The organism is Acidobacteriota bacterium (assembly GCA_012729555.1).
Lineage (GTDB): Bacteria > Acidobacteriota > UBA6911 > UBA6911 > UBA6911 > UBA6911.
Map to the genome: position 1 here is coordinate 1 of JAAYCX010000047.1, position 15,857 is coordinate 15,857.

The following is a 15,857-nucleotide window of genomic DNA, read 5'->3' on the forward strand; positions in this document are numbered from 1 at the left end:
AAACCGCTTTAAAGCTAGGGTTTAGACTTCCATGTTCGAATCGCATGCATGGGCCGGATCCTGATATGAGGATGTCATGAAACATGGACCGGTAGTCCGAATCATTATCGTAAACTGGAACACGGGTGATCAACTCCGTGAATGCATGAAGTCGATCGGACGCTGTGTCGAGAGGGGATATGACCTGGAAACGGTCGTAATTGTCGACAACCATTCCAGTGATGATTCCTGCGCCGGCATTCTGCGAGAGGGTGCCAAGGCCATAACGATTCCTAATCGCTGTAACCGCGGCTTTGCGGCGGCCTGCAATCAGGGGGCGCAGGGAAGCGAGGCGGATTATCTCCTGTTTCTCAATCCCGATATGCTGCTGAACTCGGATTCACTTTCGGTGCCGGTTCAGTATCTATCTGCTCCGGAGAACGGCGACGTGGGGATCTGCGGCATTCAGCTGGTCGATCAGGACGGTGCGATTCAGCGGTCCTGTTCGCGCTTCCCGACACCGCGGATGTTTCTGGCCGGCGGCGTCGGGTTGGACCGACTTGCGGGATTCCGGCACCTGCAGCCCTTCATGGTCGAATGGGACCATGCGCGCTCGGCTGAGGTGGATCACGTCATCGGCGCCTTCTTCATGGTCCGGAGGTCGCTGTTCGAGGCTCTGGGCGGCTTCGATGAACGGTTTTTCGTCTACTACGAGGAGGTGGATTTCGCGCTGCGTGCGCGCAAGGCCGGATGGAGATGTTTTTACCTGGCCGAGGCCTGCGCCTGCCATCACGGTCAGGGCAGCAGCGAGAGCGTCAGGGGGGACCGTCTCTTCTACATATTGCGCAGCCGGGTCCTCTTCGCCTTCAAGCATTTCGGAAGGTGTCGCGCCCTGGGTGTTGTCCTGGGCGCCCTGTTCCCGGAATTTGTCGCGCGGCTGCTGGGGTCGGGCCTGGAACGGTCGTGGCAGGGCGTCGGGGAAACCCTGGAGGGCTATGCCAAGCTATGGAAATATCTGCTTTCCCATGCGGGGTCCGATTTGAAATGCGGATTTTCGAGATAGGTGTCGGGGAATGAAGGCATTGTTTCTGTCCCGTTACGATTCCGACGGCGCCAGTTCCCGATACCGTCTGCTGCAATACCTGCCCGCGCTCCGGGCGCAGGGGATCGAGTGCGATCACCAACCGTTCTTCCCAGCGGGCTATGTTGCGAGGAAATTCACGGGAAACCGGTCGGTTCTGCCCTTGCTTCCCGCCGCCTACTGGAACCGTTTGAGGATTCTGGGGCGCGCCAGGCGCTACGACTGCGTGGTGCTGGAAAAGGAGGCCTTCCCCTTCTTTCCGGCGGCCCTGGAATTCGCCGGCGGCCTTGGCGGGTTGCGCTATGCGGTGGATTACGACGATGCGGTTTTCCATCGCTATGAGCGGCATCCGCGTGCGGTTGTAAGGGCTTTATTGGGTGGGAAGATTTCGGGCATCATGGCGCGGGCTTCGAAGGTGATCGTGGGGAGCGACTATTTGTATCAATATGCAAGCCGGTTCCACCCCGACGTGCGCTTTATTCCCACGGTAATCGACCTCGGGTTGTACCCGTCCGCACCCCCGCGCAAAAGCTCCGGCTCGCCCTTCATCATAGGCTGGATAGGATCCCAGGCGACCACCGGGTATCTCAGGGAGGTGGAGGATGCGCTCGATCTGTTCTGCTCCCGGCATGACGCCCAGGTCTGGATGATCGGGGGAAGACGGATACCGCTAGCCATCCGCAATCTCCGGTGGGTTCCGTGGTCCGGCGAGTCCGAAGTCCTGAATCTTTCCCAGATCGATGTCGGGATCATGCCTCTTCCCTCCGGGCGCTGGGAGGCGGGCAAGTGTGCGTTCAAGCTCATTCAATACATGGCGTGCTGGAAACCCGTCATCGCCTCGGCCGTCGGGGAGAACCGGCGGGTCATCGAGAACGGGCAGGAAGGATACCTGGCCTCGGGAGACGGGGAGTGGCTCGAAGCGCTCGAAAGGCTCATCTCGTCCCCGCGCCTGTGCGCCGACATGGGGGCGCGGGGGCGGGCCAAGGTCGAGACCACCTATTGTCTCGATGTTGCGGTTCCGAGGATGATGGAGGTGCTGCGATCCATCGCACAATAGAAGGCCGGTGCACAGGGAAAGAGGAATTGCGGTATCCGGGCGTGGCGAACCGGCGTGCCTTCCGTCTTGTCCACGTCATGACCGTGGCCAAATCGCTGGGCTTCCTGCGGGGACAGATCGGTTTCATGAAGGAGCGCGGCGTGGAGGTCAGCGCGATCGCGTCTCCCGACGACGGGCTGGAAGCGTTTGGAAGGCTCGAAGGCATTCGGACGTACGCGGTCGAAATGCCGCGCAGGATCACGCCGGTCAGGGACGTGGTTGCGCTCGCGCGGCTCTGGCGCAGACTCCGCCGCCTGCGGCCCGACATCGTCCACGCGCACACCCCGAAAGGGGGATTGCTGGGAACGGTCGCCGCCGCACTTGCAGGCGTGCGCATAAGGATCTATCATATCCACGGCCTTCCCCTGCTGACGGCGAAAGGATATAGAAAGAGTCTGCTCCGGTGGAGCGAAGCGGCCGCCTGCCGGTTTGCCACCGAGGTGTGGTGCGTCAGTTTTTCGGTGCGCGATGAGGCCGTGCGCGAGGGACTCTGTCCCTCGGCGAAAATCAGGGTGCTGCGGAGCGGGAGCATCAACGGGGTGGATAGCCGGGGGTACTTCAATCCCGGCAGGTTCGGCGAAACGGACAGGCTGGAGGTTCGGAGGCGTTTCGGGATAGATCCCGGGGCGCCCGTGGTCGGATTTGTGGGGCGCGTCGTCCGGGATAAAGGGGTGCGCGAACTCGTGAAGGCATGGAAGATGGTTCGGAGCGCCATCCCGAACGCACGGTTGCTGGTGATCGGTGAGTTCGAGGAGCAGGACAGTCCGGGCCGGGACACGATCGAGGCCATGGAAAGTGATCGAAGTCTATGCCTGGTAGGAAAGGTCACGAGCGGCATGGCGCCCTTCTACGCGGCTATGGATCTGCTCGCGCTCCCCACCTACCGGGAGGGGTTCCCGGTCACGGCCATGGAAGCGGGCTCGATGGGGTTGCCCGTCGTGGCGACACGGGTGCCCGGCTGCGTGGATGGGGTCGAGGATGGAGTGACGGGGACCCTGGTGCCCGTGCGCGACGCGGAGGCACTTGCGGGCGCGCTTGAGCGGTACCTTCTGGACGAAGAATTGAGAAGGGAACATGGCGCTGCGGGGCGCGCGAGGATGACGCGCGATTTCGGCCAGGCCGAGATGTGGAACGAGGTCCATGCGCAATATGAACGTCTGTTGCAGAGGTCGGACTCGGGAGGGACGACGGTGTGCGAGTGAGTAAGCGGATATTCGACCTCGCCTTGGTGGTTCCCGCGCTCGTGGTTCTGTCGCCGTTGCTTTTGGCCCTGATGGTATTGAGCCGGGTGCTGCTGGGGCGGCCGGTGTTTTACCGTCAGGCGAGGCCGGGCCTGGATGGAAAGCCATTTTATATCTATAAATTCCGGACGATGACGGACGCCCGGAACCCCGACGGCGGGTTGTTACCCGACCGGGAGCGGCTGACGCGGTTCGGCCGGTTTTTGCGCAGCAGCAGCCTCGACGAGCTGCCGGAACTCTGGAACATCCTCAGGGGGGAGATGAGCTGGGTGGGGCCGCGGCCGCTGCTCGTGAAGTACCTGCCGCGCTATTCGGCGGAGCAGGCGCGGCGGCACGAGGTGAAGCCGGGGCTGACGGGGTGGGCGCAGGTCAATGGCCGCAACGCCATCGGCTGGGAGGAGCGGCTCAGGCTCGACGTCTGGTACGTCGATCACCGGTCGCTGGCTTTGGACGCGAAAATCCTGTTTTTGACCGTCTGGAAGGCCCTGCGGCGCGACGGCATCCAGCAGGAAGGGTACGCGACGATGCCGGAGTTCCTGGGATCGGAGCCGCCGCAGAAGGCGCGGCCGGGTTGACAGAGTGTGACCGCGCGCACAGTTGCTTCCTCGCTTCTATAATATAAACTTTAACAAATGGAAAGCCTCATGAGCCAGACTGTCGGCCGTCCGCGCATCTACCTGTCGCCCCCCAACCTGGACGGGCGGGAAAAGGAACTGATGCTCGCGGCCTTCGATTCGAACTGGATCACCACCATGGGGCCCCAGGTCGAGCTGTTCGAGCGGGAGATGTGCCTCGAGCTCGGAGTCGGGCACGCCGTGGCGCTCTCGAGCGGCACGGCCGGGCTGCACCTCGCGCTCATGATCCTGGGGGTCGGGCCCGGGGACGAGGTGATGTGCGCCGACCTGACCTTCGCGGCCAGCGTCAACGCCGTCAAGTACTGCGGCGCCCACCCCGTGCTCATCGACGCCGACCCGGCGACGTGGAACCTCGACCCCGGCCTCGTCGAGGACGAACTCCGCCGGCGGGCGCGCGCGGGGGACTCGATGCCCCGGGCGATCATGGCGGTCGACCTGTACGGGCAGTGCGCCGATTACGACGCCATCCTCGCCGTCGCCGGCCGGTACGGCGTCCCCGTCGTCGAGGACGCCGCGGAGGCGCTGGGGGCGGAGATGCGCGGCAGGCGGGCCGGGGCGTTCGGCGCGATGGGCGTCCTCTCCTTCAACGGGAACAAGATCATCACCACCTCGGGCGGGGGGATGCTGGTCTCCGACGACGGGGCCTGCATCGAGCGGGCGCGCTACCTGGCGACCCAGGCGCGGGAGCCGGTGGTCCACTACCAGCACTCGGAAGTCGGGTACAACTACCGGCTGAGCAACATCCTGGCCGGCATCGGGCGGGGGCAGCTGGAGCGGCTCGGGGAAAAGGTCGATAAGAAGCGGGAGGTGAACCGGTACTACCGGGAGGCGCTCGGGCATCTCCCCGGGATCCGGTTCATGCCGGAGGCCCCTTACGGAAAATCGAACTGCTGGCTCACCGTCATCCTGATCGACCCGGACGCGTTCGGGACGGACCGGGAGGGGGTGCGGCTCGCGCTCGAGCGGGAGAACATCGAGTCGCGCCCCGTATGGAAGCCGATGCACCTGCAGCCCGCCTTCCGCGACTGCCGTTTCCTGGGCGGCGGCGTTGGGGAGGGCTTTTTCGAGCGGGGACTCTGCCTCCCCTCGGGAACCCGGTTGGAAGAGGGCGACCTCGAGCGGATCGTCGGGATCGTCGCCGGCGCCTGCGGGGTCCGTCCATGACTTCCGGAGAGCGGAATATGCGGGAAAAGGTCGCTGAAATCCTGTCGACCCTCCTCGGGAGGGAGATCGCCCCGGGGGAGGAATGTTCCATGGAGAGTGAGAGAGCCTGGGATTCCATGAAGCATATCGAGATCATCCTGACGGTCGAGGAGGAGACGGGCGTTTCGTTCGAGGCGGAGGAGATCCCGAAACTGACGAGCATGGCCCGGATCGTGGCCCGGCTCGAGGACGGCGGGCAAGCGTGAAGGGAATGATGAGGCACCTGTTTGCCGAGGAATTGAGGCGGCTCCAGCTGCTCCGGCAGGCCCCGGATCCCGGGGCGGAGGCGGTACGGATCGCCGTCTACCGCAACCACGCCTTCGAAACGGTGGCCTCCGTGCTCGATCCCTTTCTCGCCTTTTCCGGCCTCCGGGCCGAAACCTCCTGCAGCGGCTACGACGACACCTTCGGCTTCGGGCGTGTGTTCGACGCCGATCTGAACCTGATATGGGTCGACGCCGCGCGCTACCGGGCGATCGACCTGGGAGAGTGGCTCGGGGAGCGCGCCGCGGCCCTGCGCGAGCGGAGCCCGGCGCCGATCCTGCTCCTGGTCGCCGGCGGCGCGGATCGGCGGGCGACGGAGGGCGTTCCGGACCTGTGGGATTTCGCGGTGGAGGACCTGCTCCCCCCCGGCGGGGGCGGAATCTACGACCCCGCCCGGGAAGCGGCCACCGGCACCCGGCTGTCGGGCAGGGCGTGCCTCGAGGTGGCCCGAGCCCTCGGCCTGCGCCTCATCCCCGCCGTGCTGCGCCCGGCGCTGAAGGCCGTCGTCCTCGACCTGGACCAGACCCTGTACGAGGGGGTCCTGGGGGAGGACGGGCCGGAGGGGGTCCGGTTGACGGCGGCGCATGCGGAGCTGCAGCGGCATGTCCGGGGGCTGAAGGAGGAGGGCTTTCTTCTCGCCGTCGCTTCCCGGAACGAGGAGGAGGATGTCCGGCGGCTTTTCGAGCGGCGTCCCGATTTCGGGTTGAGGTGGGACGATTTCGCCGCCGTGAGGATCAACTGGAAGGACAAGGCGGAAAACCTGGCGGAGCTGGCGTCGGAGCTGCATATCGGCGCCGACGCCATGCTCTTCGTCGACGACAATCCCGCCGAGATCCTGAACGCCGAGGCCTCGGGGCTGGGGGTGCGCACCCTGCTGGCGGGCGATCCCGCCGACACCCTGCGGATGCTCCGCTTTTACCCGGGCCTGCTGCGCCTGAGGACTTCGTCCGAAGACGGGCTCCGGACCGCGGATATCCGGGCCAACCGGGAGCGGACGGCGCTCGGCGAAACCCTGGCCCCCCGGGACTACTTCGCCCGGCTGCGGATCCGGCTGCAGTTCGGCCTGGACGACGAAAGCATGGCGCCCCGGGTCGCCGAACTGGCCGGCAAGACCAACCAGTTCATCCTCGGCTACCGCCGGTATACGGAGGCGGAGGTCCGGCGGTTGATGGGGGCGGGCGACGGCTGCGTGGTTACCGTGCGCATGTCCGACCGCCTCTCCGAAAGCGGCATGATCGCCCTCCTGGCGGCTCGCGCCGAAGGGGAGAGGCTCCTGTGCGAGGAACTGGCCGTCAGCTGCCGCGCCCTGGGGAGACACCTGGAGAACGTCATGCTGCCCGAGATGATGCGCCTGGCGGCCGCGCACCTGGGGACGGGGAAAGGGGCCCTTGTCGCCTACCGCCGGGGGGAACGGAACGGGCCGGCCCTCGAGTGGCTCCGCTCCCTGACGGGGGACGCGCTCGTGGCCGATGAAGGCCGGGTGCCCTGGGCGGTCCCTGGGAGGGTCGATCTGGAGGGCCTGGAGACGGAGGTGCGCCGGTGGGCAAAACGGTAACGTTCCGGCATGCCGGGATCACGGGCATCTCCTCCGTCTACGGTGCGAGGAGGATCTCCATCGACGACGAGGCCGGTTACTATGAAAGCGGCGAACAGCTCGAGCGCCTGAAACGGACGATCGGTTTCGACCGGCGCTGGGTGGTGGACGGTCCGGTCACCGCCGCCGACCTCTGCCTCGAAGCCGCCCGCGCGCTGATGGCGGGATGCCGCCTGTCGGCGGCCGATTTCGACGCCGTCGTTTTCGTCACCCAGACCCCCGATTACGGCATGCCCGGGAACGCCCACGTCGTGCACCGGGCGCTTTCGTTGCCGCGATCGTGCATCGCCTTCGACCTGGTCTACGGCTGTTCCGGGTACGTCAAGGGGCTGCTGCAGGCCTTCATGCTGGCGGAGCAGGGATTCCGGCGGGTTCTGCTGCTGACGGGCGACACCCTGAGCCGTATCATCGACGTCCGGAACCGGGCGGACGCCCCCGTCTTCGGGGACGCCGGCTGTGCCACCGTCGTCGAGCGCTGCGAAGGGGAGCGCCCCTCTTGGTTCCGCCTCTATTCCGACGGCGGCGGGCTGGAAATCATGTGGCAGCAGGCGGGGGCCTACCGCCACCCCTCCTCGGAGGAGACCCGGAGGGAAATGGTCGACGAGAAGGGGAACGTGCGCCGCCTGGAAGATTTCTGCATGAAGGGTTTCGAGGTGTTCAACTTCACCCTCACCGAGCAGCCCAGACTGCTCCGGGAGATCCTCGAGGTTTCGGGGTGCGCGGCGGAAGAGGTCGATTATTTCGTGTTCCACCAGGCCAACCGGTACATCATCGAGACGATAGCGAAGAAGTCGGGCATCCCGCTGGAAAAGGCGCCGCGGCGGACTTTTTCGGAATTCGGCAACCAGAGTTCGGCCTCCATCCCCTTCACGATCTCCAACGAGCTGTCCGAACAGATCGGGGGAAAGGGGGCGCGGGTCGTGCTGCAGGGGTACGGCATAGGGTTGTCCTGGGGCGCGTGCCTGCTCGACCTCGGGCGGGTGAGGGTCCTGAAACCGCGGGTCTACGGAGCGGGGGAACCCGATGAGTAAAGCGCTCCTGAACCACGTGCGGGTCCGTGGGATCAAGACGATCGTACCCGACCGGTTCATCGACATCGACGACGAGATCGAGTATTTCGGCAACAACGTCCGGCAGCTCGAGCGGGCGAAGAAGATGGTGGGTTTCGGGCGCCGCCCCGTCGTTCCCGAAGGGGTCACCGTGGTCGACCTGTGCGAAAGGGCGGCGTCCGACCTGCTCGGGGAGCTCGGGACCGACAGGGGGGGGATCGACGCCCTCATCCTGGTCAACCAGAGCCCCGACTATATCTTTCCGGCTTCTTCCTATATCCTGCACGACCGCCTCGGGCTCGGCGAGGAGTGCGCGGTGTTCGACGTGGGGCTCGGTTGCTCGGGCTACGTCTACGGCCTCTGGCTCGCCCACTCCCTCATCGCCTCCGGCGCGTCGACGCGGGTGCTCCTCGTGGCCGGGGATGCCGCCAGCACCCATGCGGACCCGCGCAACCGGCTCTACTACCCGCTCTTCGGCGACGCGGCCTCGGCCACCCTGCTCGAGCACGAACCGGGGGACAACCCCGCCTGGTTCGCCCTGGGGGCCAGGGGGGCAGGGTGGGACAAAATTGTCGCCCCGGCCGGGGGGCGCCGCCTGCCGATCCGCAAGGACATGTGCGACGTCGAGGTGCGGGACGCGGCCGGCAACGTCTGGCACCCCTGGGACGGCATCATCCGTGGAATGGACGTCTTCAACTTCACGATGGAGGTCGCCCCGGCGAACATCCGCGAACTCCTCCTCTTCGCCGGAATCGGGATGGAGGAGATCGATTTTTTCGCGCTGCACCAGGCCAACCGGCAGATCGTGGAGGCGATCGCGGCCAAGACGGGCATCCCGAAGGAGAAGACGACGTGGGAGACCTTTTCCCGGTACGGCAACAACTCCACCACCTCGGTGGCCACCGTCCTGTGCGACCAGCGGGACGCGCGGCCGAAGCTCGGCCGCTGCCTGCTTTCGGCCTTCGGGGTGGGGCTCTCCTGGGGGGCGGCGGTCGTAGGCCTGGAGGGGTGCCATAACGGGGGGATCGGGCTCCTCGCGGCGCCCGCGGGCCTTCCGGCGCGCGAAGACCAGGTGGAAGGGTGGATCCGTCATTTCAAGGGGGAGAAGCGATGACGCACGAGGAGTTTCTGGAAAAATTTCAGGATGTCCTGCAGACGGAGGAGCCGCTCGGGATGGACACGGTGCTCGAGGACCTCGTCGAGTGGGACTCGCTCGCCCGGATGGCCACGGTCGCGTTTCTGGACTCCGATTTCGGCGTCGGCGCGACCTTCGAGGACTTCGCCGGGATGCGGACGGTGGCCGATGTCGCCCGCAAGGCCGGGGTGGCGTCGTGACGCCGCCCGACGGCGAGCGGCTCTTCCTTGTCACCGGCGCGAGTTCCGGCATCGGGAGGGGGATCGCCCTGCGCCTCTCGGCGACGGGCGCCCGCGTCGTCGCGGTCGGCCGGGACGCCGGCCGGCTCGGGGAACTGGTGCGGGAATGCGGGTGCCCGGAGCGGATGCACCCCGAAATCAGGGACCTGGCCGCGGATATCGAACTGCTGCCGCAATATGTGAAGGGGCTGAAGGAAAAGTACGGCAAATTCCACGGGATGGTCTCGTGCGCCGGGATCTCCGAGATCCGCCCGCTGCAGGTCCTGCGATACGAGGACTGCAAAAGGATATTTGATATCAACTATTTCGCCCCCCTGATGCTGGCCAAGGGCCTCCTCGACCGGCGCCACAACGCCGGCCGGGGCGCCTCGCTGGTCTTCATCGCCTCCATCGAGGCCCACCTGGCCGACAAGGGGATGGCGTCCTACGCGGGGTCCAAGGCCGCGCTCGTCGCGTCGGTGCGCTCGATCTCCCGGGAGGTGGCCGCCTCGGGCATACGGGTCAACGCGATCAGCCCGGGCGACGTCCTGACGCCGATGACGGCGAAGGTGGAGGGGATGCGCAACGACCGGTCGCACCTGTACCCGCTGGGGTTCGGGACGGTGGACGACGTGGCCGCCCTGGCCCTCTTCCTCCTTTCGGACGAGGCGAAGTGGATCACGGGGCAGAACTACATCCTCGACGGGGGGCATCCCTGATGAAGAGGATTTTCGTCGTGGGGGGGGATTGTTTCGCCCGGGAATGCTGCGTCTATGTAGAGCGGATGGCCGAGCGGGATCCCCGGTGGAGCCTGGGCGGGATCCTGGGTCACAACGGACACGGGCGCACGAACGACTACAGGGATTACCAGGGCGTGTTCCGGGGGGAGATGGAGGAATTCGAGTTCGGGGAGGGGGACGGCGCCGTGATCGGCGCGGCGGCCCCCGCCATCCGGGAACTCATCTACCGGGACCTCAAAAGAAAAAATGTTCCCCTGGTGAACCTCCTGGACCCCTCCTGTATCGTATATCCATACGCGCAGGTGGGGGAGGGGAACATCTTCGCCCCCTTCTGCACGATATCCACCCAGACCAGGATAGGGAATGGCAACGTGTTCAACGGATTCATCCCGGTGGGGCACGACGCCGTCATCGGCGATTTCAATTTTTTCGGGCCCCATTCACAGGTCCTGGGCGGGGTGCGGGTGGGCGACGGCAACCAGCTGGGCGCGGGTTCCATCCTCCTGCCCCTCAGCCGGGTCGGGAGCCGCAACCGGATCGCCCCCCTCTCGGCCGTTTACAAGGGGTGCGGGGACAATTCCTATTACCTGGGAAACCCCGCGCGCAGGGTGGGAGGCGTCTGACCATGGGCGCGCTGCAACGGGAATTGCTGGAGAGGTAATATGTTGTTGAAAATGTAGCTCCTTGGAATAATGATAGGAGCACCATCGGCGCTCCGGCGCCGCATGCATCCTGGGGAATTGCAGCAGATGCGAAAATTGATCCTTGCCACGCCGCTCAAGCGGTTCGCTTTCTTTTTCGCGGCGGACATCGCCATCATAGGCCTCGCCCTGGGGCTGGCGCTCCTGACCCACTTCAACGGCAGCCCGGAGGCGCCTTACGGGCCGCATTTCCTGCGGATGATCGGGTGGGTCCTCGCCGTCAAGATCCTGGCCCTCCTCGCCTTCAAGGTATACCGGATCACCTGGCGCTTCGTCGGCATATCCGACCTGGTCAACATCTTCTGGGCCGTTCTCTTTTCCGAGCTCGTGCTCGTCGTGCTGAGCCTCCCCAGCGGCGTGCTCCCGGAGCTCGCGCTCACGGGGATCTCCAAGCGCATCTTCTTCATCGACGGGATCATCAGCTTCGGCCTCATCGGCGCGCTGCGGATATCCAAGCGCGTATACCTCGAGGTGATCCGCAAGAAGGGGGCGGCCGCGAAGAGCCCGAACACCCTCATCGTCGGTGCGGGCAACACGGGGGAGATGCTGCTGCGGGACCTGATGCGCAACAATTACAGCCGTTTCCTGCCCGTCGGGTTCCTCGACGACAACCGGACCCTGACGGGGAACTACATCCACGGCATCAAGGTGCTGGGGACCATCGACCGGCTTCCCGAGATGGTGGACCGCTACAAGGTCCAGGCCGTCATCATCGCGATCCCGCGGCTGAATCACAAGACGCTGCGGCGGCTGTACGAAATGGCGACGCGGGCCGAGGTCAGCAACATCAAGATCGTCCCGCGGATCTATGATTTCAGCCGGCCGGACATCAACATGCGGACCCTGGAAAGCATCAGCATCGAGGACCTGGTGGGAAGGCAGACCGTCTCCGTGGATTACCGGGGGATCCGGGCCTTCCTCCGGGGCAGGACCATCATGGTGACCGGGGCGGGCGGTTCGATCGGGTCGGAGATCGTGGTGCAGGCCTGCGCCTTCGATCCGGACCGCATCCTCCTGTTCGACATCGACGAGACCGAACTGCACAACCTGGGACTCAAGCTGCGGCGGCTCTTCCCGCACCTGATGGACCGCGTGGTCTACATCACCGGGGATGTCCGCGACGAAGTCCGGCTGCGCGAAGTCTTCGAGCAGTTCCGGCCCCAGATCGTGTTCCACGCCGCCGCCTACAAACACGTCCCCATGATGGAGTGCAACCCGAAGGAGGCGGTCAAGGTGAACGTGTTCGGCACCTACAACCTGGCCGCGACGGCGAGGGCGCACGGTGTCGAGAAGTTCGTGCTGATCTCGTCGGACAAGGCGGTACGCCCGACGAGCGTGATGGGCGCCACGAAGAGGATGGCGGAGCACATCTGCAGCGCCCTGAACGAAAAGGCGCAGGCAAAGATCGCCCTCATCCCCGGCGGCGGGACCCGGCCCTACCCCGCCCCCGCGCCCTCGACGCGCTTCATCTCCGTAAGGTTCGGCAACGTCCTCGGCAGCCGCGGCAGCGTCCTCCCCCTCTTTCTCGAACAGCTGAAGTACGGCGGGCCCCTCACGGTCACCCACCCGGAGATGAAGCGCTACTTCATGACCATCCCCGAGGCCGTCTCCCTCGTGCTCCAGGCGTCCATCCTGGGCAACGGCGGGGAGGTCTTCGTACTCGACATGGGAAAACCGGTGAAGATCCTGGACATCGCCGAAGAGCTGATCCGCATTCACGGCATGGAACCCTATAAGGACATTGATATCCAGATCACCGAGCGGAGACCGGGGGAGAAGCTGTTCGAGGAGATCCTGACGGCCGAGGAGGGGACCGATGCCAGCCGCCATGAAAAGATCTTCATCGCCCGCAACGGGACCCACTACGCGCCCGAACTGCTCAAGCGGATCCTGGCCGAATTCGCCGGCGAGATCGCCGACGCTTCTCCCGCCAGCAACGAGCGGATGCGGCTCGTGTTGAAGAAGTACGTGAAGTACTACCAGGAAGCGGACGAATCCCCGAAAGGATGCGAGCCGGGCCGCATGGTAACGGGGGAAGCGGGCGTCCGGCTCCGTCCCTGATCCCCGTTTTCCCTCCCGATCCGGGCCGCGGACGGCGGCGGCCCCTTCTCTCTTTTCCCCCCCCGTGGAGGCTGGCGCGGCGCGGTTTGCATCCCCGCCCGCCCGGGGTATGATGAAAAAGGGGATCACGATACGCGGGGAGAGACCATGAAGCACGACAGGTTCCATTCGTTGCAGGCGCTGGACATCCAGGGGAAACGTCGCGGGGAGTACTATTCCCTGCCGCGGCTCGAGAGGGAGGGGGTGGGGCGCGTTTCCAGCCTGCCGATGAGCATCCGCATCCTGCTCGAGTCGCTGCTGCGCCACTCGGACGGGGTGAGGATCCGGGAGGAGGACGTGGTCCGGCTCGCCAACTGGAAACCGGCCGCGGAGCGCACCGAGGAGATCCCCTTCATGGTCGGCCGCATCCTCCTGCAGGATTTCACCGGGGTCCCGCTCCTGGTCGACCTGGCGGCCATGCGCTCGGCGGCCGCCCGGATGGGGCGGCCGGCCGGCCTGGTCGAACCGATGGTGCCGGTCGATTTGATCATCGATCATTCGGTGCAGGTCGACTACTTCGGCCGGCCCGACGCGCTCGCGCTCAACATGGACATGGAACTCGAGCGCAACCGCGCGCGCTACCAGTTTTTGAAATGGGGGACCCGGGGGTTCCGCGGGTTCCGGGTGATCCCCCCCGGCATCGGTATCTGCCACCAGGTGAACCTCGAATACCTGGGGACGGTGGTGGCCGAGAGGGAAGGGGTTTTCTATCCCGACACCCTGGTGGGGACCGATTCGCACACGCCGATGATCAACGGCCTCGGCATCCTGGGGTGGGGCGTAGGCGGCATCGAGGCCGAGGCAGGGATGCTGGGGCAGCCGATCCACCTCCTGGCGCCCGACGTGGTGGGCGTGCGGCTCTCCGGCCGGCTGGGCGAAGGGGTGACCGCGACCGACCTGGTGCTGACGGTGACCGAACTGCTGCGCCGGACCAACGTGGTGGGGAAGTTCGTCGAGTTCTTCGGGCCCGGCGTGGACGGGCTCCCGGTCCCCGACCGGGCCACCCTCGGCAACATGGCCCCGGAATACGGGGCTACGGTGGGCCTTTTTCCGGTCGACGAACAGACCTGCGCCTACCTCCGGGATACCGGGCGGCCGGCCGAACTGGTGGACGCCGTCCGGGGCTATTACTCGGCGCAGGGGATGTTCGGCTCCGCCGCCTTCGAGGAGGTGCGCTACAGCTCGGTGGTGGAACTGGCGCTCGGGGAGATCGAGCCGTGCGTCGCCGGGCCGAAGCGGCCCCAGGACCGGATCCTCCTCGGGCGGTTGCGGGACACGGTCCGGCGGCTGCTGGTCGCGCCCCGGAAGGATGGGGGATACGCGCTGTCGCCCGACGCGGCCGGCCGGATCCATGCCGTGAGCCTTTCCCCGGAAGGGAAAGGGGAGATCGACGTCCCCCTGCGCCACGGCTCGGTCGTCATAGCGGCGATCACGTCGTGCACCAACACCTCCAACCCCGGCGTCATGATCGCGGCCGGCCTTTTGGCCAAAAAAGCGGTGGAGCGGGGACTCCGCCCCCCGGATTACGTCAAGACCTCCCTCGCCCCGGGGTCCCGCGTCGTCAGCCATTACCTGGAGAAGACGGGGCTGCAGCCCTACCTGGACCGGCTCGGCTTCCAGGTCGTGGGGTACGGCTGCTCCACCTGCATCGGCAATTCCGGGCCGCTCGAGCCGGCGATCGAGGCGGCCATTTCCGAAAACGACCTGGTCCTGGCCAGCGTGCTCTCCGGAAACCGCAACTTCGAGGCCCGGATCCACCAGTCGGTCCGCGCCAATTTCCTGATGAGCCCGCCGCTGGTGGTCGCTTTCGCCCTGGCGGGGCGCGTCGACATCGATATGGCGCGCGAACCGCTCGGGAAGGGGAGCGACGGGCGGGAGGTGTACCTGGCCGATCTCTGGCCGACGCTCGAGGAGGTGCGCGCCCTTATGAAGGTGGCCTTCGACGCGGAAACCTACCTGCGGATGTATTCCGGGTTCACCGAGCAGAACCTGTTGTGGAACGCGATCCCGGCCGGCGAGGGGGAACTGTACGAATGGGACGCCGGATCGACCTATATCAGGGAGCCCCCTTTCTTCGAGGGCTTCCGGATGGAGCCCGGCGCCGTTTCCGGGATCAGGGGCGCGCGCCCGCTGGCCATCCTGGGGCATTCGATCACCACCGACCATATCAGCCCGGCGGGGGCCATCCCGCCCGATTCCCCCGCCGGCCTCTACCTGCGGGAGCTTGGGGTGGCGCCGGAGGATTTCAACACCTACGGGGCCCGGCGGGGCAATCACGAGGTGATGATGCGCGGGACCTTCGCCAACGTCCGCATCCGCAACCTGATGACGCCGGAACTGGAGGGGGGCTACACCGCTCTGCAGCCCGGCGGGGAACGGGTGACGATCTTCGAGGCCGCCGGCCGGTACCGGGCTTCGGGCACGCCCCTCGTGGTGATCGCGGGGAGGGAGTACGGGTCGGGCAGTTCGCGCGACTGGGCGGCCAAGGGGACCCGGCTGCTCGGGGTCCGGGCGGTGGTGGCCGAAAGCTACGAGCGGATCCACCGGAGCAACCTGGTGGGGATGGGCGTCCTCCCCTGCCAGTTCCCCGAAGGGACCGGCGTTGCGGACCTGGGCCTTTGCGGAACGGAGGTCTTCGACATCGAGGGGATCGGGGAGGCGCTCGAGCCGCGGCAGGAGGCGGTCCTTGTCATCGCGCGCTCCGACGGCCGGGTCGACCGGGTTCCCCTCCGGGTGCGGCTCGACTCGCCGATCGAAGTCGAGTATTACCGCTGCGGGGGGATTCTGCCCTTCGTGCTCCGGAGCCTGGCGTCCCGCTGAG

14 protein-coding genes are annotated in these 15,857 nt (G+C 66.1%); all 14 read left to right on the forward strand.

What is annotated here, in order from left to right; all coding sequences use genetic code 11:
- Nucleotides 1-100: 100 nt before the first annotated feature.
- A complete protein-coding gene (locus tag GXY47_09455) occupies nt 101-1,042 on the forward strand; it encodes a glycosyltransferase family 2 protein (GenBank protein ID NLV31369.1) in 942 nt (313 codons plus the stop codon).
- Nucleotides 1,043-1,052: 10 nt separating this feature from the next.
- The gene (locus GXY47_09460; GenBank protein ID NLV31370.1) at nt 1,053-2,117 is read left to right on the forward strand and encodes a glycosyltransferase family 4 protein; all 1,065 of its coding nucleotides are present in this window, start codon (nt 1,053-1,055) and stop codon (nt 2,115-2,117) included.
- Between the two features lie 41 nt (nt 2,118-2,158).
- Nucleotides 2,159-3,358 carry a glycosyltransferase family 4 protein gene (locus tag GXY47_09465; protein NLV31371.1) on the forward strand — a complete coding sequence of 400 codons (1,200 nt, stop codon included), beginning with the start codon at nt 2,159-2,161 and terminating at the stop codon, nt 3,356-3,358.
- Entirely contained in the window at nt 3,355-3,972 is a 618-nt protein-coding gene (locus GXY47_09470) for a sugar transferase (GenBank protein ID NLV31372.1), read from the forward strand. The genes GXY47_09465 and GXY47_09470 overlap by 4 nt, the downstream gene beginning before the upstream one ends.
- 69 nt (nt 3,973-4,041) lie before the next feature.
- Nucleotides 4,042-5,196 carry an aminotransferase class I/II-fold pyridoxal phosphate-dependent enzyme gene (locus GXY47_09475; GenBank protein NLV31373.1) on the forward strand — a complete coding sequence of 385 codons (1,155 nt, stop codon included), beginning with the start codon at nt 4,042-4,044 and terminating at the stop codon, nt 5,194-5,196.
- Nucleotides 5,197-5,213: 17 nt separating this feature from the next.
- Nucleotides 5,214-5,441, forward strand: a complete 228-nt coding sequence (locus tag GXY47_09480; protein NLV31374.1) for an acyl carrier protein — start codon at nt 5,214-5,216, stop codon at nt 5,439-5,441.
- Nucleotides 5,438-7,054, forward strand: a complete 1,617-nt coding sequence (locus tag GXY47_09485) for an HAD-IIIC family phosphatase (protein NLV31375.1) — start codon at nt 5,438-5,440, stop codon at nt 7,052-7,054. Before GXY47_09480 ends, GXY47_09485 begins: the two co-directional genes overlap by 4 nt.
- The gene (locus tag GXY47_09490; protein ID NLV31376.1) at nt 7,039-8,124 is read left to right on the forward strand and encodes a ketoacyl-ACP synthase III; all 1,086 of its coding nucleotides are present in this window, start codon (nt 7,039-7,041) and stop codon (nt 8,122-8,124) included. Before GXY47_09485 ends, GXY47_09490 begins: the two co-directional genes overlap by 16 nt.
- The gene (locus tag GXY47_09495; GenBank protein NLV31377.1) at nt 8,117-9,256 is read left to right on the forward strand and encodes a ketoacyl-ACP synthase III; all 1,140 of its coding nucleotides are present in this window, start codon (nt 8,117-8,119) and stop codon (nt 9,254-9,256) included. The genes GXY47_09490 and GXY47_09495 overlap by 8 nt, the downstream gene beginning before the upstream one ends.
- Nucleotides 9,253-9,477: an acyl carrier protein gene (locus GXY47_09500; protein ID NLV31378.1), complete on the forward strand. Its 225-nt coding sequence runs from the start codon at nt 9,253-9,255 to the stop codon at nt 9,475-9,477. The genes GXY47_09495 and GXY47_09500 overlap by 4 nt, the downstream gene beginning before the upstream one ends.
- The gene (locus tag GXY47_09505) at nt 9,474-10,214 is read left to right on the forward strand and encodes an SDR family oxidoreductase (protein NLV31379.1); all 741 of its coding nucleotides are present in this window, start codon (nt 9,474-9,476) and stop codon (nt 10,212-10,214) included. The genes GXY47_09500 and GXY47_09505 overlap by 4 nt, the downstream gene beginning before the upstream one ends.
- On the forward strand, nt 10,214-10,858 hold the full coding sequence (locus tag GXY47_09510; GenBank protein NLV31380.1) for a hypothetical protein: 645 nt from the start codon (nt 10,214-10,216) through the stop codon (nt 10,856-10,858). Before GXY47_09505 ends, GXY47_09510 begins: the two co-directional genes overlap by 1 nt.
- 126 nt (nt 10,859-10,984) lie before the next feature.
- Nucleotides 10,985-12,997 carry a polysaccharide biosynthesis protein gene (locus GXY47_09515; GenBank protein NLV31381.1) on the forward strand — a complete coding sequence of 671 codons (2,013 nt, stop codon included), beginning with the start codon at nt 10,985-10,987 and terminating at the stop codon, nt 12,995-12,997.
- Between the two features lie 147 nt (nt 12,998-13,144).
- Nucleotides 13,145-15,856 carry an aconitate hydratase AcnA gene (acnA, locus tag GXY47_09520; protein NLV31382.1) on the forward strand — a complete coding sequence of 904 codons (2,712 nt, stop codon included), beginning with the start codon at nt 13,145-13,147 and terminating at the stop codon, nt 15,854-15,856.
- Nucleotide 15,857: the final 1 nt, after the last annotated feature.